The 18,970-nt window shown below is 50.3% G+C and carries 16 protein-coding genes; 8 read left to right on the top strand and 8 right to left on the bottom strand.

Annotation, left to right across the window (positions count from 1 at the left end; translation table 11 throughout):
- Positions 1–41: 41 nt before the first annotated feature.
- Together Tanf_RS00620 and Tanf_RS00615 are read right to left on the bottom strand one after the other, a co-directional pair.
- Positions 42–1,229 (bottom strand): NADH:ubiquinone reductase (Na(+)-transporting) subunit B, encoded by a 1,188-nt coding sequence (locus Tanf_RS00620; RefSeq protein WP_046824527.1) that lies wholly within the window; start codon positions 1,227–1,229, stop codon positions 42–44.
- Positions 1,230–1,399: 170 nt separating this feature from the next.
- A complete protein-coding gene (locus Tanf_RS00615) occupies positions 1,400–2,746 on the bottom strand; it encodes a Na(+)-translocating NADH-quinone reductase subunit A (protein ID WP_046824559.1) in 1,347 nt (448 codons plus the stop codon).
- Between the two features lie 403 nt (positions 2,747–3,149).
- Here Tanf_RS00615 and Tanf_RS00610 point away from each other — a divergent pair, with 403 nt between their 5' ends.
- From Tanf_RS00610 to Tanf_RS00600, 3 genes are all read left to right on the top strand, one after another.
- Entirely contained in the window at positions 3,150–4,169 is a 1,020-nt protein-coding gene (locus Tanf_RS00610; protein ID WP_080948512.1) for an endonuclease/exonuclease/phosphatase family protein, read from the top strand.
- Between the two features lie 31 nt (positions 4,170–4,200).
- A complete protein-coding gene (locus Tanf_RS00605) occupies positions 4,201–5,886 on the top strand; it encodes a M23 family metallopeptidase (RefSeq protein WP_046824526.1) in 1,686 nt (561 codons plus the stop codon).
- 211 nt (positions 5,887–6,097) lie between these two features.
- Complete coding sequence (locus tag Tanf_RS00600; protein WP_046824525.1) at positions 6,098–7,849, top strand: phospho-sugar mutase; 1,752 nt, start codon at positions 6,098–6,100, stop codon at positions 7,847–7,849.
- Between the two features lie 143 nt (positions 7,850–7,992).
- Here Tanf_RS00600 and queF read toward each other — a convergent pair whose 3' ends face one another.
- The 4 genes from queF to Tanf_RS00580 all read right to left on the bottom strand — a co-directional run bounded on the left by queF (position 7,993) and on the right by Tanf_RS00580 (position 10,933).
- Complete coding sequence (queF, locus tag Tanf_RS00595) at positions 7,993–8,466, bottom strand: preQ(1) synthase (protein WP_014225461.1); 474 nt, start codon at positions 8,464–8,466, stop codon at positions 7,993–7,995.
- 124 nt (positions 8,467–8,590) lie between these two features.
- Positions 8,591–9,742 (bottom strand): GTPase ObgE, encoded by a 1,152-nt coding sequence (gene obgE / locus Tanf_RS00590; protein WP_014225462.1) that lies wholly within the window; start codon positions 9,740–9,742, stop codon positions 8,591–8,593.
- Positions 9,743–9,787: 45 nt separating this feature from the next.
- A complete protein-coding gene (locus Tanf_RS00585) occupies positions 9,788–10,366 on the bottom strand; it encodes an adenylate kinase (RefSeq protein ID WP_046824524.1) in 579 nt (192 codons plus the stop codon).
- Between the two features lie 24 nt (positions 10,367–10,390).
- Positions 10,391–10,933: a phosphoribosyltransferase gene (locus Tanf_RS00580; protein WP_046824523.1), complete on the bottom strand. Its 543-nt coding sequence runs from the start codon at positions 10,931–10,933 to the stop codon at positions 10,391–10,393.
- Positions 10,934–11,165: 232 nt separating this feature from the next.
- Here Tanf_RS00580 and Tanf_RS00575 point away from each other — a divergent pair, with 232 nt between their 5' ends.
- From Tanf_RS00575 to Tanf_RS00555, 5 genes are all read left to right on the top strand, one after another.
- The gene (locus Tanf_RS00575; protein ID WP_046824522.1) at positions 11,166–12,257 is read left to right on the top strand and encodes an AAA family ATPase; all 1,092 of its coding nucleotides are present in this window, start codon (positions 11,166–11,168) and stop codon (positions 12,255–12,257) included.
- On the top strand, positions 12,254–12,910 hold the full coding sequence (locus tag Tanf_RS00570; RefSeq protein WP_046824521.1) for a DUF4276 family protein: 657 nt from the start codon (positions 12,254–12,256) through the stop codon (positions 12,908–12,910). The genes Tanf_RS00575 and Tanf_RS00570 overlap by 4 nt, the downstream gene beginning before the upstream one ends.
- A 73-nt stretch (positions 12,911–12,983) precedes the next feature.
- Positions 12,984–13,370, top strand: coding sequence for a VOC family protein (locus Tanf_RS00565; RefSeq protein ID WP_306766691.1), 387 nt, complete (start codon positions 12,984–12,986; stop codon positions 13,368–13,370).
- A 244-nt stretch (positions 13,371–13,614) separates the two neighbouring features.
- Positions 13,615–15,990 carry a DUF2339 domain-containing protein gene (locus tag Tanf_RS00560; RefSeq protein ID WP_046824520.1) on the top strand — a complete coding sequence of 792 codons (2,376 nt, stop codon included), beginning with the start codon at positions 13,615–13,617 and terminating at the stop codon, positions 15,988–15,990.
- Positions 15,962–17,155, top strand: a complete 1,194-nt coding sequence (locus tag Tanf_RS00555) for a DUF3999 domain-containing protein (RefSeq protein WP_140230661.1) — start codon at positions 15,962–15,964, stop codon at positions 17,153–17,155. Before Tanf_RS00560 ends, Tanf_RS00555 begins: the two co-directional genes overlap by 29 nt.
- Position 17,156: 1 nt before the next feature.
- Here Tanf_RS00555 and Tanf_RS00550 read toward each other — a convergent pair whose 3' ends face one another.
- Positions 17,157–18,107: a glycosyltransferase family 2 protein gene (locus Tanf_RS00550; RefSeq protein ID WP_014225470.1), complete on the bottom strand. Its 951-nt coding sequence runs from the start codon at positions 18,105–18,107 to the stop codon at positions 17,157–17,159.
- Positions 18,104–18,865 (bottom strand): hypothetical protein, encoded by a 762-nt coding sequence (locus Tanf_RS00545; protein ID WP_014225471.1) that lies wholly within the window; start codon positions 18,863–18,865, stop codon positions 18,104–18,106. The genes Tanf_RS00550 and Tanf_RS00545 overlap by 4 nt, the downstream gene beginning before the upstream one ends.
- Positions 18,866–18,970: the final 105 nt, after the last annotated feature.

Below are 18,970 nucleotides of genomic sequence, written 5' to 3'. Positions count from 1 at the left end.
GGCTTTGCTCTTTTTTTCTTTTTCCATTCTCTTCTCCTCCTTCATTTAGCGATTGGTTTAACACGGTTGTTGCGACGTTTGATGTTCGCATCCACCACATAGTAATCGATTAGCGGTGCGAAGATATTCATCATCAGGATCGCGAGCATCATCCCTTCGGGATATCCGGGGTTGAGCACACGGATGCAGATGGCCAGAAAGCCGATCAGAAGTCCGTAGATCCATTTGCCTTTTTCCGTACGTGCGGAGGTCACAGGGTCGGTGGCCATAAATACGGCACCGAAGCAGAAGCCTCCCAATGCGAGATGCTCATACCACGGCATATTCGCCATGGCATTGCCTTCTATCCCGAAAGCATTGAACATAAGTGCGGTCAATGCGCCGCCGACAAAGACGGAAAACATTGTTTTCCAGCTTGCAATTCCCGTCCATATCAGCAGAATGGCGCCCAGCCCGATGGCGATGACGCTTGTTTCGCCGATCGATCCCGGAATCAGTCCGGTGATCATATCCATCGAGAACACGGGATAGCCTGTGGAGCTTGTGGCCGTCGAGGCGATGCCCAGCGGTGTGGCGCCCGAGAAACCGTCGACAACGGTGCCGGCGCCGAGACCGAACATATCGGCCGTACGGATAAACACCTTGTCGCCCGACATGGCCGCCGGATAAGCAAAGAAGAGGAACGCACGTGTCACGAGCGCTACATTGAAGATGTTATATCCTGTTCCGCCGAATACTTCCTTGGCGAAAATCACGGCAAATGCCGTGGCCACGGCGATCATCCACAGCGGAGTGTCGATCGGTACAATCATCGGGATCAGCATCCCCGAAACGAGAAATCCTTCCTGAATTTCTTCTTTCTTCCACTGGGCTACGGCAAATTCGATACCCAGCCCCACGACGTATGAAACGATGAGTTTCGGAAGTACGGCCAGAAAACCGAAGAGGAACGCAGACCACAAGTCCTGTACGGCTCCGATGGCCAGGTTATGTTGGTAGCCCACATTATACATTCCGAAGAGCAACGCCGGTATCAGTGCGATGACCACCACGGTCATGGTACGTTTCGAGTCGATGCTGTCGTGAATGTGTACGCCCGACCGGGAGGTTGCGTTGGGGACAAACAGGAACGTTTCGAATCCGTCGAATACGGATTGAAACATCGACAGTTTGCCTCCTTCCTCAAAAGCCGGTTTAATCTTGTTGAGATAATTCCTTAACGCTTTCACTTTTATTTATTTGTTTATGATTAATATCAATAGTTCGTTTGTTTAGCCCGCGATAGCCGGCGAATCATGACTTGCGCAGTTTGCGATCGGCGGAAGGGTTTACCGCAACCGGATGCCGCGAAAGGCTCACTTTTCAGCTTGTACCGTCGGGGTAGCAACTTTTTTCTCGATTAATTCATTTCTTTATAAAGCATGTCGAGTCCGTTGCGGACGATTTTCTGAATCTCGATTTTCGACGTATCGACAAATTCGCAGAGCGCAAAATCTTCGGGTGCGATTTCGTAGATACCGAGGCTTTCCATCTTATCGATATCGTAAGCGATGATGGCCTTGAGCAGGTATTCGGGATAGATATCCATCGGGAAAACCTTGTCGTATTCGTTCGACATGATCATGGCCCGCCTGCCGCCTTTGATTCGTGCATCGAGGCTGTACTCTTTCCCGTTTCCAAGCAGCCACGAGAAATAGCTGTGCGACATGCTGAACTTTCCGAAGCCCGGCATAGCCCATCCTATGAACTCATTCACGTCGTCGCCTTCGGGGATGGCGGTGATTTGCGTATCGTATGCGCCGAGAAAACCGTCAGTCGTCACCTTCGTACCGGTCAGTACGTTTCCGCTGATCACGCGTACATGTCCGTCTGCGATCCGTCCGTCTGTCAGGCTGTTGATCCGGCATCCGGCAATTACTTTGGTATAGCCGCGTTCGTTCATCTCCGAGCCGGTCAGCGCGATGGTGCGTGTAAAATCCATTTTCTTTTCTTTGAACAGGCGGCCGATCGTCAGCACGTCTGCTGCACGAAGCGTCCAAACGGTTTCGCCTTTATTGACGGGTTTGAGATGGTTGATCATTACCCCGACGTTGCCTGCCGGATGCGGACCGAAAAGTTCCACGACTTCAACGCCCTTCATGCTGCGTAGCGGTGAGCCGGGTTTCACACCGAGGTAAACGGTGCCCTGCGTAAGTTTCGTCAGCGCCTGCAGACCGGTTTGGAGTAAGTCTTCCTCGCCTTGGACGATAAAATCGAAATCCGGTGCCAGCGGCGCCGTATCGTAAGCCGTGACGAAAATGTCGCGCGGGGTATCCGAAGGGATAGCCACCCGGTCGTATGGCCGCTGTTTGATGCAGGGCCACAAACCTGTTTCGAGCAGAAGAGCTTTTAATCCCTCAACGTTGTACGATGTCAGGTCTTTGATGTCGAATGTTTCAAATTTGTTCTGTGCATCGGGGCGCACGATAATGCTCAGCACTTTGCGTTTTTCGCCGCGGTTGACTGCCGTCACCTCGCCGCTCACCGGCGATACGAACTTGATCTCCGGATAGACTTTGTCCATCATCAGCGGCGAACCGGCCTTGACCTTATCGCCTGTGCGAACAAGCACCTTGGGTACGATGCCGACGTAGTTGTCGGGCACAATCGCGTAGCTGTCGGCAGCCTCGGCATGGACATACTCCAACGGCGCCTTGCCTTTGAGGTTTATGTTCAGGCCTTTTTTGATTTTAACCACATTTGCCATGTTTCTTATATGTATTTTTGATTCTGATTTTTCGCGCAAAAGTATATACTTTTTCGATGTTTTAAAACAGAACCTTGACAAATTACGGAAAAAATTCTCCAATATGTGCGGAGGCACTAAAAAATACGTTCGCAACCTCGCGACAGCTTCCCCAAGTGCTTCGGCATGCTTTCGCAACTTTGCGATACCTTCGCCGGGTACTTTCCTGTCTTTTCGCCACGTTGCAACTACTTATCGTCGGATCATTTTTCTTCTTAACCCCACATTCCGGCATAAATTGTTGCAAGAATGCTAACAACCATTAACAATTGACGGTTATACACAGGCGTTTTCCGATGTTTACGCGATGTGTGGAGAGAGCAATCCCTCGATTTGTTCTACCTTTGTCTGCAAAAATGTAAGAATGTACAAGGTGATTTTTGCAACAGCCGTTTTCCTGTTCCTGCTTCCGCAATGTACGGATTCGCAGACAAAACGGATTCGCATGCAGTCGTTTCAGGTGATGTTTTATAATGTGGAGAATTTGTTCGACACGGCAGATGATCCGGTCACGAACGATAATGAATACCTGCCGGATGGTGTACGGAAATGGACGCCAAAACGTTATTATGAGCGTTTGCGGCAGACAGCCAAAGTCATCACGGCCGTGGGTAAATGGGATATGCCCGCACTCGTAGGACTTTGTGAGGTGGAAAACGACACCGTGCTGACCCATCTGCTGCATCGTACACCTCTGAAGGAGCATCGCTATCGTTACTGCATCACCCGGGGGAATGACCCGCGCGGTATCAACAACGCTTTGCTCTATCGGAACGAACGGTTTAAGTTGCTCGGTCAACGTTCGATACGGATCCGTTTTACACGCAAAGGAAAACGTTCGCGGGATATCCTGCATGCATGGGGACGGGTGGTTACGGGCGATACGCTCGATGTGTTGGTATGCCATTTCCCTTCGCGCTCGGCCGGTAAGAAGAAGACAGAGCCCGACAGAATCGATGCCGCGCTGTGTGTGCGTCGACTGTGCGACTCGCTTTATAGCGTAAGACGCTGCACGCATATCATCGTAATGGGCGACTTCAACGATACGCCGGCCGACGAGAGTATCGCCGTCATGACGCACGCCGCCAAGCCCGAACACCGACTGACGAATCTCTTTGCCGACAAGGAAACGCTGAACTTTGCCGGAAGCCATAAATTTAACGGCGAGTGGTCTCAGCTCGATCAGATGCTCGTCAGCCTGCCATGGAAGGCGCGTCTGAAAGAAGGCGGAACGCAAATATTCGCCCCGTCGTTTCTGTTGACCGACGACAAACGACATAACGATAAGCGGCCGCGCCGAACGTATCAGGGGTACACGTACAAAGGCGGATTCAGCGACCATCTGCCCATCGTGGCGGAGTTTTTCTTATCTTTGCCCCAATAACTTTTTTATAGAAGAGCAATAGAGTAGGACGATGAATAAATGGAAGAAAATGCTGCTCGTCTGTCTGGGTCTCACAGGGCTTACCGTTTCGGCGCAGACGTTTCGCAGCCCTGTCGACATCCCGATACTGCTGAGCGGGAATTTCGGAGAATTGCGCAATAATCACTTTCATTCGGGGATTGATTTCAAGACGCAGGGTGTCGAAGGAAAAAATATTTGCGCCGTAAAAGACGGGTATGTCTCCCGCATCCTCGTGTCGCCGTGGGGATACGGACATGCGCTTTATGTGAAGCATCCGGACAGTACGATGTCGGTCTACGGTCATCTGCGTAACTTTGCCGGCCATATCGCAACGTATGTCAAAGAACAGCAATACGCACAGGAGCGTTTCTCCGTCGATTTGTCGCCCGAACCGTCGCAGTTTCCGGTCAAGGCCGGCGAGTTGATAGCCCTGAGCGGCAACACGGGCAGCTCGGGCGGGCCTCACCTGCATTTCGAGATACGCGATCTGCGCACAGGCGAGCCGGTCGATCCGATCGTGTATTACAAGGACAAAATCAAAGATACGCGGCCTCCGAAGGTACGTTCCGTGATGATCTGCCCCGTCGGAGGACAGGGCGTCGTCAACGGGTCTCAGCAAAAGCAGCATATTAAGGTTGTCACTGCGAAAGACGGCCGGCAGTCGGTGACGGGTAAAACGGAAGCGTGGGGAAAGATCGGTTTCAGTATCCATATCGACGACTATATGAACGGCACGAGCAACGTGTACGGTGTAAAGGAAATCACAATGCGCGTTGACGGCAAAGAAATGTTTCACAGCTATCAGGACCGTTTTTCGTTCGATGAGACGCGTTACCTCAATGCGTGGGTCGACTTTGCCGAGTGGCGCGGAAAAAAATCGTTTTATACGAAAACGTTTGTCGAGCCGGGTAACCGCCTGCGGTTTATGACCAGTAAGAACCGCGGCTATCTGACCGTCGACGAAGCAAGGACATACCACATCGAATTTGAACTCACGGATGCGTTTGGCAATACCGGACGACTTGCGCTGGCCGTGACCGGACGCCCGCAGACGATTCTTCCGCCCGATACGGCCGGTGCGACACACTTCTACCATAGCGGGGAAAACCGCTTCGGGGCAAGTGGTATCCGGATGCATATCCCGCGCGGTAACTTGTATAACGATTTGTATTTTCGTCACTCCTCATACGCCGATACGGCGTATTATTCCGAGGTTCACACGGTACATGATACACCCGTTCCGCTGCATCGCAACGGGCATCTCTCACTTCACCTGCTCGCCGATACGCTGGCCGACAAAGGAAAATACGGCATCGTCTCGGTTGATGGGCGTAGAAAGAACTGGATCGGCGGATCGTATCGCGACGGCTGGATCGATGCCGACATCACCGAACTGGGTAAACGCTATGCCGTCGATGCCGATACGGTGCCGCCTGTCATTACCGCCGTCGATTCGTCTCTCTGGAGAAGTAAAGAAATGATTATCCTCCGCCTGACCGATAATCTGAGCGGGATAGAGGAATATCGCGGCGAGATAGACGGCCGGTTCGCTCTCTTTGAACTCGACGGCAAGAAAGCAACCGCGCGTTACTTCTTCGACCGTCAACGCCTCACACGAGGGCGGCATACTCTCCGGATGACCGTAACCGACGGCTGCGAGAACCGCACGGTCTACCATGCCGCTTTCGAATGGTGATAACAGGTTTGGCATAGCCGGAACGTACCATCTTCATAAATGGCCTCCGGAAGTGAAGAAATCGATATCGGATGAATGAAATCTGAACCGATGCGTACCATTATCTGAAAAAAAGAACCTATCTTTGTCTGACTTTCTACCAAAGTTTATTGGGCAGAGAAAGGAGAAAAAAGAAATAAATACACAATAAAGCATAATATCATTTCTGATTATGGAACATACGGAATTATTAGAACAGGTGAGGAAGAAAGCTCAGGTCTGGCTGGGTTCGGAGTATGATGAAGAAACGCGTAACGAAGTGCAGGCCCTGCTCGACAAGGAAGACCCGACCGATCTGATCGAAGCCTTCTATAAGGATTTGGAGTTCGGAACCGGAGGATTGCGCGGCATCATGGGCGTGGGCAGTAACCGGATGAATATTTATACGGTCGGAGCGGCTACGCAGGGTTTGTCGAACTACCTGAAAAAAGAATTTGCGGAGTTGGAACAGATCAAAGTCGTTATCGGTCACGACTGTCGTAACAATAGCCGCCGGTTTGCCGAGATTTCGGCCGAAATTTTTTCGGCCAACGGCATCAAGGTGTATCTTTTTGAAGACCTCCGACCGACACCGGAGATATCGTATGCCATCCGTAAGCTGGGATGTCAGAGCGGTATTATCCTGACAGCCTCGCATAATCCGAAGGAATATAACGGTTACAAGGCATATTGGGACGATGGAGCGCAGATGATTGCTCCGCACGACAAAAACACGATTGCCGAAGTCAATAAAATCCGCAACGCGGCCGATATCCGGTTCGAAGGAAAGAAGGAATTGATCGAACTGATCGGTAAGGAGATCGATGAGCAGTACATCGCGGACTTGAAGACTGTTTCGCTGTCGCCCGACTCGATTGCGCGGCATCATGACATGAAGATCGTGTATACGCCGATTCACGGTACGGGGGTACGTATAATTCCCCAAGCGCTCGGCGCATACGGGTTCACGAACATCATTCACGTGCCTGAGCAGGATGTGGTGAGCGGTGATTTCCCGACGGTCGTATCGCCTAACCCCGAAGAGCCGGCGGCCTTGTCGATGGCTGTCGGGAAGGCCAGAGAGACCGGCGCCGAGCTGGTGCTGGCTTCCGACCCGGACTCCGACCGCGTTGGGGCAGCCGTGAAGAACGATGTCGGCGAATGGGTGCTGATCAACGGCAATCAGGCAGTCGTCCTTTTCGTTTATTACCTGCTGACGCGCTGGGAGGAACTGGGACGGTTAAGCGGCCGGGAATACATTGTCAAAACGATTGTTACGACCGAGACGGTTCGCGCCATCGCGGAGCGCAAGGGCGTCGAGATGTACGATGTTTATACCGGTTTCAAGTGGATTGCCGAGGTGATGCGCAGAAACGAAGGCAAGAAACAATATATCGGCGGTGGAGAAGAAAGTTACGGATTCCTCTGTCAGGACTTTGTGCGTGACAAGGATGCCGTATCGGCCTGCTGCATTCTGGCCGAGATGACGGCTTGGGCAAAAGACAAAGGATGGTCGCTCTATCAGTTGTTGCAACAGATTTATCTCGAATACGGCTACTCGAAAGAGGTGAATATCTCTGTCGTTAAGAAGGGCAAGAGCGGCGCCGAAGAAATCGAGGCGATGATGAACGGTTTCCGCAATCATCCACCGACGGAGATTGCCGGATCGAAAGTGACGCTGATCTACGATTATGCTTCGCTGAAAGGACACAGTTTTACCGATAACGAAACGTTTGCACTGCACATGCCTACGACCTCGAACGTGCTGCAATATTATACGGAAGACAATACGAAAGTGTCGGTTCGTCCGTCGGGCACGGAGCCGAAGATCAAGTTTTATTGCGAGGTACACATCCCTGATGTCCGTACGGCTGAAGACTTGCGGACGGCCGAGGCCGAAGCCATGAAGAAGGTCGAACAGATCAGGGCATCGCTTGGCATCTGAGGCTTTTGAAAAAATAGACGATACGGGACGGTTCGTAAACATAAAGGGAGAGATGCGTCTCAAACAAACACGAAGACGCATCCCTTTCGTGTTCTTTTTCCGCTCTGTTTGCCGGTTTCATGGAGCCCCTCACCCGTCCCCGCCTACCGTCCGGCACGTAAGTTTCCGGCCTGTATGTTGAAGAGACGCTGTTCGGCCAGCGCTTCATATTTCGTGCCCGGCCGGCCGTAGTTACAATACGGATAGATGCTGATGCCGCCGCGCGGGGTGAAGAGTCCCGTCACTTCGATATACTTCGGTTCCATCAGGCGAATCAGGTCGTTCATGATCAGGTTCACGCAGTCTTCATGAAAAGCGCCGTGCCCGCGGAAACTGAAGAGATAGAGCTTCAGGCTCTTGCTCTCCACCATCTTTACGTCGGGGAGATAATCGATCCATATCGTTGCAAAATCGGGCTGTCCCGTGATGGGGCACAAGCTCGTAAACTCCGGGCATTCGAAATGTACCCAGTAATCGCGTTCGGGATGTTTGTTCGTGAACGCCTCCAGCACTTCCGGCGCGTAATCTTGCCGGTAAGTCGTCGCTGTCCCTAAAAGTGTCAATTCTTTATTTTCCATAAGAAGGCCAAAATACAACTTTCCGTAATTTGTTCTTTTGCACTCTTTGCAAACTTTGCGGTAAAATGACTGCGAGGACCGAAAAGGTTATGTAAAGCACACACGTTCGTTTGGTCGAAATATTTCAACGCAACGCTTCGTCATCGTCTCCCTCATCGAGGTCCGGATCATCAGGGAGTTCCTCTTCTTCGACAGCCGGGATCTCCCAATCTTCTTCGTCGTCGATCGGGACGAAGCGCATGTCCATATCGCGGTGGACAATCTGTTCGGCGTCGTGAAACGTTTCTCGGTTCAGTTCGTTCCAGAGCAGGTCTTTGAGTTCCGCAATTCCTGCGCCCGTGACCGATGAAATAAAGAGATGCGGGATATCGTCAGGGAGTTCTTCGGCCAGGGCTTTCCTCAGTTCATCATCTAACAGATCGCTTTTGGTGATGGCCAGCACCTTGTTTTTGTCGGCCAGACCGGGGTTATACTGTTCCAGTTCATTACGCAGGATATCATATTCTTTCCGAATATCGTCGGCGTCGGTGGGGATCATAAACAGAAGCAGGGAGTTTCGTTCGATGTGGCGAAGGAAGCGGAGTCCCAATCCTTTGCCTTCGCTGGCGCCTTCGATGATGCCGGGGATATCGGCCATGACGAACGAGCGATTGTCGCGGTATTTGACAATGCCCAGATTCGGTTCGAGCGTGGTAAACGGATAATTGGCGATTTTAGGTTTGGCTGCCGAAACGACTGAGAGTAGCGTTGATTTCCCTGCATTCGGGAAACCGACGAGACCGACGTCGGCCAGTAATTTGAGCTGTAGCACGACCATGCGTTCCCGGTACGGTTCGCCGGGCTGTGCATAGCGGGGCGCCTGGTTCGTCGCTGTTTTGAAATGCACGTTACCTCGTCCGCCTCGTCCGCCTTGCAGCAGCATCACCTGCTGACCGTCGGTGGTGACATCGCAAAGGTATTCGCCTGTCTCGGCATCGAAGGCGACGGTGCCGCACGGCACTTCGATGATACGGTCTTCGCCGTCTTTACCGGTACTGCGTTTGCTGCTTCCTCCCTGTCCGGAGGTGGCGAGGATATGGCGTTCGAACTTGAGGTGAAGCAAGGTCCAGTAGTTACGGTTGGCGCGCAGATAGATATGTCCGCCCCGTCCGCCGTCTCCGCCGTCAGGGCCTCCGCGCGGGATGTACTTCTCTCTCCGGAAATGGGCAGAGCCTGCCCCTCCTTTTCCCGAGCGGCAATAAATTTTTACATAGTCTACGAAATTCGATTCGGCCATAGGACATGTTCAGGATGGTTGTTGCATCATGAAACAATACGTTTTTTAGCGATCCGTTACTTTTTTTATCACTTCGACGATGCGGTTGAAAATATCTTCGATTGATCCGGTTCCCTTGATGGCCGCATGTTTTCCTTCGCTGATGTAGTGCGTAGCCAGCGGAGCGGTCTGTGTGTGATATACATCGAGGCGTGACTGGATGGTCTCGAGGTTGTCGTCCGATCGCCCCGATATTTTCCCGCGTTCGACAAGGCGGGCAATCAGTTCGTCGTCGTCGACTTGCAGGTCGAGCAGGATCGAGACATCCGTACCGCGTTCGTTAAGCATCTCTTTCAGGGCAATGGCTTGCGGGATGGTGCGGGGGTAGCCGTCGAAGATGACACCTTTCGAGTCTTTTTTGCCATCGAGGAATTCACCGATCAAGCGGATAATCAGCTCGTCCGGAACGAGTTGACCCTTATCGATGTATGTTTGAGCCGTTTTTCCCAGTTCGCTGCCTTCACGGATCGCATTGCGCAGCATGTCACCCGTCGAAATGTAATCGAGGCCGTAATATTCGACCATTCGTTTGCTTTGTGTCCCTTTGCCTGAGCCGGGTGCACCGAAGATTACGATATTTAACATAAGTTCTTATAGATGAAATGATAATTAATTGTTCCTGATTTGGTAGATGTCGCGTGTCGAGCGTCCCAGTCCGTCATAGTCGAGTCCGAATCCGACGATGAAGTCATTTTCGATTTCCATGCCCACGTAGTCGGGGTGGAGGTCACATTGCAGCGACGCGGGTTTGATGAGCATTGTAGCCAGACGCACATCAGTGGCACCTTCTTCTTTGAGTCGCCGCGTCACGTAGTGCATGGTTAGTCCCGTGTCAATGATATCTTCGAGCAGTACGATGGGGCGGTTGCGTGTATTACTGCGGATGGGTAGCAGTTCTTTGACGATGCCGTCCGATTTGGTGCCGTGATATGACGAATAGGCGGCAAAGGTCAGTTCGCTCGTGACCGGGAGTTTACTCATCAGCTCGGCCACGAACATGTAGGCTCCGTTGAGGATCCCCACGTAGAGCGGGTCTTTTCCTTCCATATCCCGCCGAATCTCTTCGGCCATCCGTTCGATGGCCCGGACGATTTCCTTTTCGGGGATATATAATTCAAACACCTTATCTTTCAGTCGGATTTGCTTTTCCATCGTCTTTTTGCTTTTGTTTAGGGATGCAAAGATACGTGATAATTTTCAGAATTGTATTAGGGTAAATGAAAATCCGGTTGTGGATAGGCGGAAGGCGGAGGAGAGAGGGGCATCGTCGGCTTGTGCGATCAGGTATGACCGGCAGGTCTTGTACGTTTTGTTGCGATGGTGAGAGGATATCCTGAAAAGTTTGTATTTTTGTCTTTTAAATAGAGCAAAAGATAAATAATCAATGAATAAAATCGATATAAACGGGTATAAATCGATCCGTCAATTAAGTTTGGAACTTAAGCCCATCAATATTCTGATCGGTGCGAATGGTAGTGGTAAAAGTAATTTTCTCTCTTTTTTTGACTTTTTAAAGCAGATATACCGTCGTAATTTGCAGGAATCTGTAGCTCTGAAAGGAATCGATACCTTTTTGCATAAAGGAGAAAAAGTGACAACCGAAATTTCGGCTCATCTTCATTTCCCGAATACTAATGGATATTCTTTTATTTTGAAAAAAGGAGATGATCGTTTTATTTTCACCGAAGAAGCGTTGTGGTATGATAATCCTCAATACCCGAACCCTTTTGATGTTACATCCGGAAAGTTAGGGCCCGAATCAAAACTGAGTTCTCAGACAATACCGCGAGCTTATTATATTCGTCGTTATCTGGATCAATTAGCCAAATATCATTTTCACGATACCGGTGAAAATTCCCCTTTCAATAAGGTATCGAATATCGAGAACGATATATTTTATCTTTACGAAAAAGGAAGTAATCTCTCCGCTTTATTGTATCATATTCGGGAAAAAGAACCGATCGTTTATCAATTGATTGTTCAGACAATCCAAAGCATTGCTCCTTATTTTTTCGATTTTTTTCTGCGTCCCGAAAAGAATGGTAATCTCAAGCTCCGGTGGCAAAGCAGATACAGCTCTACGGTATACGGCGCCAGCGATTTATCCGACGGAACAATCCGTTTTATAGCTTTGGCAACCTTGTTTCTTCAACCCGGTTTGTCACAGACCATCATCATCGATGAGCCGGAGCTGGGGTTGCATCCGGCAGCAATAGCCAAACTTGCCGGATTGATCCGATCGGTAGCTGCCAAAGGTTATCAGGTCATTATTGCTACTCAATCGACCGATTTAATCAGCCATTTTGATCCGGAAGACATTATAACCGTCGATCAAATTGACGGAGAGAGTCGTTTCACACGGCTTGATTCCGAAGAGTTGGCTGTTTGGCTTGAAGATTATACGATTGACGATCTATGGAAGAGAAATATCATCCGCACGGGGCAACCTGTTGTTATAACTAATGTAAATATATGAAAAGGATTAGAATTATTTGTGAAGGACAGACCGAACAGGAATTTGTGAATAAAATGTTGACACCGGCGTTCTCCCGTAAGCAGATTTTCTTTCATCCATCATTAATCAGGGCTTCAAGAGGAGGAATTATACGATGGGAGTTGCTGAAAAAAGAAATAGAGACACATCTGAAAGTTGATAAAGAGGCGTATGTGACTACTTTTATCGATTATTACGGTGTATACAAAAAACACGAATTTCCACAATGGGATAGTGCACATGAGATTCCGGACAAGAATGAACGTATGGATTGTCTGGAGCAGGCAATGCGGGAAAATATTGATCCGGACTTTCGTCACAGGTTTATTCCTTATTTCCAATTGCACGAATTTGAAGCATTGCTTTTTTGCGATATGGATGTTTTCCATAAGCAGATTTCTCCGACGGATTTAATCGGAAAAAAAGAGTTGAAAGAAATATTTAATCGTTATTCCAATCCGGAAATGATTAACAATAATAAAACGACCTCTCCTTCCCATCGATTGGAAAGTATTATCAAAGGCTACAATAAAGTGGTTTATGGTAATATCATTGCCGAAGCAATAGGTCTGGAATGTATCAGAACGAAGGCTCCGAGATTCGATGCATGGTTAAACCGTATGGAAGATAGCTGAAAAGATCGAAAAAATACCATAGACTAAATACGATTTTGCTGATAGCAGGTGTTTGATAATTGATTATTTACTGATGATAAAAATAGATCATATAGCCTTATATACAAGGCGTCTGGAAGTTTGCCGGGCATTTTACGAAACGTATTTCGGGGCTACGGCCGGCACGATGTATCATAACCCGAATACGGGATTGAAAACGTATTTTCTGAGTTTTACAGGTGATACCCGTCTGGAGATTATGGAACGTCCCGATATGGAAGAACGCCCGGACAAGGCGTTGAGTGAAGGGTTTATTCACCTCGCTTTCAGTACAGGCAGCCGTGAGGCCGTCGATCGGTTGACTGCGAGGCTGGTGGCCGACGGGTATGCGTGTGTCGGTCGGCCGCGCATTACGGGCGACGGGTATTACGAAAGCGTCGTGACTGACCCCGACGGCAATCGGATCGAAATCACCATATAATAGATGTCGACCCTGTTATTTTTGATGACTTTGCTCCCGGTCGTGTTCATGTTGCACGACTTTGAGGGAAATTGTACACATGTCGGGCAGAGTGGGGGATATATCGCAAAGATATGCCGGTAATCCTTACGTTTGTCCTGTCGTTACTGTATTGTCTCTGTACGTTTGGACTGTTTGCCGAGGTAAAATATCGTTTTTTTTGTCTATGTTTGCTCGGTCAATAACGAATGAAAAGTAAAAACGTATGGATGAATTTGGAATTATTCTGTTTCTGATTTTACTCTTTATAGTTTTGCCGATTATCGGCTGGGCCGTACTGCTTGGCCGTATCGGTGAGGTTTCGAAACGACTTCTTTCAATGGAGGCTCTGTTGGAAAAGTTGCTGGAAAAGAAGTCGGATACATCGACCGAAGAAGAGGCGGTGGCTGTGCCTGCTATGCAACGTTCGGTCGAGCCTCCGGCCGTTCCCTCACAGACGGACAGGATGAAGGAAGAGACCGAAACACGCGAATATATAAGCGTAGTACCTCCTCCTCCGCCACGGGAGATCATGACTTCCGCCGCGCCTGTACCCCCGCCTCCCGCGCCCTTTGAGGTCGTACCGCCTCCCGTAAAATCGTCGATGCCTGCTGCTTCGGCTGTTCCTCCCGCTCCGAAGCCAGTGAAAAAGATAAACTACGAAGAGTTTATCGGCGGAAACTTGTTCGGCAAAATCGGTATCTTCGTATTGGTCGTCGGTATCGGGCTGTTTGTGAAATACGCCATTGATAACGAGTGGATCAACGAAGTGTCGCGAACGATTCTGGGCTTCGCTACAGGCTCCGGTCTGCTGGTTATTGCCGCAAGGCTTCAGAAGAAATACCGTGCTTTCAGTTCATTGCTGGCCGGTGGCGCTTTTGCTACATTCTACGTCACCGTAGCCGTGGCTTACCATTATTATCAATTGTTCTCTCAGCCGGTCGCTTTCGTGATTCTCGTCGTGCTGACCGTATTTATGGCTGTACTTTCCGTTCTGTACGACCGGCGCGAGCTGGCTGTTATTGCGCTCCTCGGAGGGTATATCGCTCCCTTCCTGACGAGCAGCGGCGATGGCAACTACATGGTATTGTTTTCCTACATCGCCATCCTGAACTTCGGTATGTTCGTGCTGTCACTCTTCAAAAAGTGGGTCGAGCTACCCATGATTTCGTTCTTCTCGACCTGCCTCATTATGTTCGTATTTCTGATGAATACGGGCGTGATCGACCCCAACATGGCGTTGCGGTTACTTCTTTTCGCCTTGCTTTTCTACGTGATCTTCCTCTTGCCTCTGCTCTCCATCCTGCGTAATGATCGGGGATGGGTATGGATTAACCGAATGCTGTTGGCGACCGTCGTGCTGAATAATTTTGCTTGCATGGGGTTCGGTCTCTTTTTTATCGATAAACTGTTGCTTCCGATGAAGATCGACGGGTTGTTATCGCTGGGTATCGCTATCGTTAATATGGCTGCCATTTTGTGGTTGCGGAAACGCCGGCTCGAATATCGGTTCCTGCTTCATACGTTGCTTGGCGTTGTGCTGACTTTCGTCTCCCTTGCTGTCCCTGTTCAGCTCGAAGGCACGTTCATCACCCTCTTTTGGGCCTCTGAGATGGTGTTGCTCGGATGGCTTTACGCCCAATCGAAAGCGCGGATGTACGCATACTTTTCCTTTATCCTCATACTGCTTACGTTGGTTTCATTCGTGATGGATATCGCTCCTTACGCAATCGGTCTGACGGAAGGGCAAACGATCTTTGCCAACAAATTGTTTGTTACGAATGCTTTTGTTTGCTTGAGTTATCTGGCGCTCGCCGTGCTGATAAGCCGTTATCGTGAAGCGTTCGATAAAACGTATATCCTGAGATATACGCCGGGCAATGCCGTGCTGATCCTGCTTTCCGTCGTTCTCGGAAATATGGTGGTGGTATGGGAGATGTCTCGTTTTATCGTTGCGGAAAGCCATATTTTGCTGTTTCAGACGAGTTATATCCTCTTCCTGAGCATCGTCTTGTCACGACGTTTCCGGCTCGGTGCGGGTTGGTCGTGGGCGTACTTTTCAGGGATGCTCGTCAGTGCCGCGCTTTATGCCTACGCCATTTTGCCTTACGAGGCCGAAAGTGGCCGTACGGCGTGGATGATTCTTGCAACGGTCGTGGCCGAACTGGTGTGGGGCGGTGTCCTCTACTATCGGAATACGCCGGCACGAAGCTCGGCCGGTAATGGATTTACGATTTACCTCAGCCTATTGGCTACCGCTACGTGGACGCTGGCTGTGCGTCACCTGCTGCATACCGTCGGATGGGACGACAGCCTGAGCGCCGGCTTCTCCATCGCTCTGTCGGTGGCGGGGTTGGCTCTGATGACCCTGGGGATGCGGAGACACCTCAAGACGCTTCGGATATTGAGCCTCGGCGTGTTTGCCGTGGTGCTCGGTAAATTGCTGATCGTCGATGTCTGGACCATGCCGATGGCAGGGAAGATTGCCGTATTTATTTTGCTTGGTGTCATTCTTCTGCTGCTGTCTTTTCTGTATCAGAAACTGAAAAACGTATTGTTTAGCGATGAACGTGATGAAACCGAAAAGGAAGAGAACGGGTAAGGCTGCACTTACCGGTCTCCTGCTGTTGCTTTTGGGCAGCGGGATGATGGCGCAAACGTATCGCGCCACCTTGCCTCCCGTGGAGGCGGACAGTTTTTATGCCATCGACTTGCCGGCTCCGCTGATCGGCGCAGCCCGTGACGATCTGGCCGACCTGCGTATTCGTGACGAGCATGGTCGAGAGGTCGCGTATTTTGTGCACGAAGCAACATCCGTCAGTCGAGGCCGTGACTTCGAACCATATCCCATCGAGCTGATCCGGCGAACGTTCCAGACGGATATCCGGATTCAAACGGATGGTGAACGTATTTCGTCGTTTACGGTACGGGTGAAACATGCCGATACCGACAAGAAAGCCATTCTCAAAGGCAGCAATGATGGTGAAAGCTGGTATGCGGTGAGAGATCGCTTCCGGTTCTCGGAGCAAGCGGAGGTGCGCGGGACGGAAGCACTGCTGACCGTCTCGTTTCCGGTTTCCGACTATCGTTATTATCTGCTGTCGATAAACGATTCGCTGTCGGCACCGCTGAACATCCTTTCCGTCGGACGTAACGGAGCGGGAGATACCCACATCCGTCACCTGATGAAGATACCCGCCACGCATTACGCACTGCGTACCGATAACGCTCGGAAGCAGACGGAGTTGACGTTGGCTTTTCCCTATCCTTATCGCTTTGAAGACGTGGTGTTTTACATTTCCGCTCCCGAAGATTACGATCGGGCGGTATGGCTGGCCGGTACGAAAATCGGGCGATTGCGCTCCGAAGCCGGCAGTGCACAAGCTCTTCAAAGTCTGCCGCACAGCATGGATACGTTGCGTTTCCGGATCGCGAACGGCGATGACCAACCGCTCCGAATCGATTCGGTTGCTGCGCGGATTGTCCGTCGTTATGCGGTGGCGCAACTCAAAAGAGGACGCTATACATTAACGTATGGCGATGCCACAGCCCATGCACCGCAATATGACTTGACGTTTCGTAAACGTGTGTCGGATGATCTGCCGCATCTATCCGTCGTCTCGATCGAACATATCGGCGATTCGGACGAGCCTCCTCATCCGTGGATGGTCTTTCTGAAGACATACGGCGTATGGATCGTTATCGCTCTCGTAACGATACAACTTCTCTATATGGTTTGGCGGATGATGCGGAAGAGCGAAGGATGAATCAATCGGTTTCGTTGTCCGTATAGTTTCGCTTCTCGTCGATGATATATTCCGGCCGGTTCTTGATCTCGTCGAAGAGCACGCCGATGTATTGTCCCAGCACGCCGATAGTAAGCAGTTGGACACCTCCGAAAAAGACGACAACGGTCATGATCGAAGTCCAGCCTGTTTCGGCATTGCTAAACCCGTACAACTTGCCGAGCATAAACCAGATAGCCAGAATAATTCCGATGATGACGGCGATAAATCCCAAGCCCATAGCTAATCGCAACGGTTTCTTCGAGAAATACAGTAAGGCGTTTGACGCAAATCGGATCATTTTGCTCAACGGGTATTTCGTCTCGCCGGCCACGCGTGCCTTGCGCTCGTAATAGAAAGGTACTTGTTTGAAGCCGATCCAGCTGACCAGTCCCCGGATATATTTGCCATGTTCGCGCAGTCGGTTGAATTCGTTCATGATTTTTCGGTCGATCAGGCGAAAGTCGCCCGTGTCGAGCGGAAATTCGACTTCGCTCATCCGGTTCATCGTCCGATAAAACAGACGGGCGGTAAAGAGTTTGAAGAAACTCTCCTTATCGCGTGAGCGACGCACACAATAGATGCTGTTCGCCTGTTCTTTTTCGCGTAGTGCGAGAATCTCCGGGATCAGTTCGGGCGGGTCTTGCAGGTCAGCGTCCATGATGATGGCCAAGTCGGTATGGCAATTCCTGATACCCGCCGATACCGCCGGCTGATGGCCGAAGTTACGGGAAAAATGAAGTACTTTGACACGTCGGTCGGAGGCTGCAAGTTCATCGAGTATCATACGTGTCCTGTCACGGCTTCCGTCGTTGATATAGATGATTTCGGCATCGCACGGCAACGTGTCCAAAACGGCCTTGGTGCGTCTGTACGATTCGTGAAGAACCTCTTCTTCATTAAAACAGGGAATAATTACAGACAGACTTTTCATTCCTCCTTGTCCGATGTGTCGTTTTCATTCTTTTCACCATGGATGATCCGGGCGATCTCTTCATCGTTCAACTCTTTTACATTCGTGACGGTAAAACTTTTGGACAGGAAGTCGCCGTATTGGTTGCATTCTTCGATAATGTGCTCGATCAGTTGTTTGATGTCGGTACGTATCGGCATCAGCGCGAGCAGGTCGGCATAGGTCTCGTGTACGGTTAGCCGTTCGATGTCACAGTCTGCGTTCCGCATGGCAAAAGCAAACTCCCGCTCAATCACGTTTCGCTGATAATCGAGGAACGGTTTGTTTCCGTTTGTCTGAAGCAGGAGGTAGAAACGAAGTTTCCGGCCTTTGCCGCCCAGTCCGGTCGAGATATAGATTTGTTTCTCTTCCGACAGTTCGGACTCCAGCATGATCCGGCTTTCCATCAGCGCCATGTACGCCCAGTCGGTCAGTTCCGGATCGGGCGACTGCACATAGCGTTCCAATCTGCGGTACGACTTGACATCCTTCGACACGGCAAATATGGAAAGGATACGACGTTTGTATTCCCCGGTCGATTCGGGGTTGTAAAGGTCGCTCTCGAATTGCTCGAAGTCGTTTTCCGTCCATGGAACAGCTTCCTTTCTCAACCGGTCGGAGAACTTGAAATACTGCAACTGCTTCTCTACCGGAACGCGTTGTTCAAGCACATGAAAGTCTCCTTTCGTCTCCGACAGGAATTTCTGAAATTGTTTGAATTCACCTGATTGTTGCATCATCTGTCCTCCGTTTTTTTCAAACTAAACACAAAGATACGACATTTTTGCCAAATCGGGAAAAAAGCGTAGTTTTGCCTGCAAAAATAAAATCGCAAAAAACTAAAG

It is taken from the genome of Tannerella forsythia, from assembly GCF_001006485.1.
GTDB lineage: Bacteria > Bacteroidota > Bacteroidia > Bacteroidales > Tannerellaceae > Tannerella > Tannerella forsythia.
This window is presented reverse-complemented; position numbering and strand designations above follow the sequence as displayed.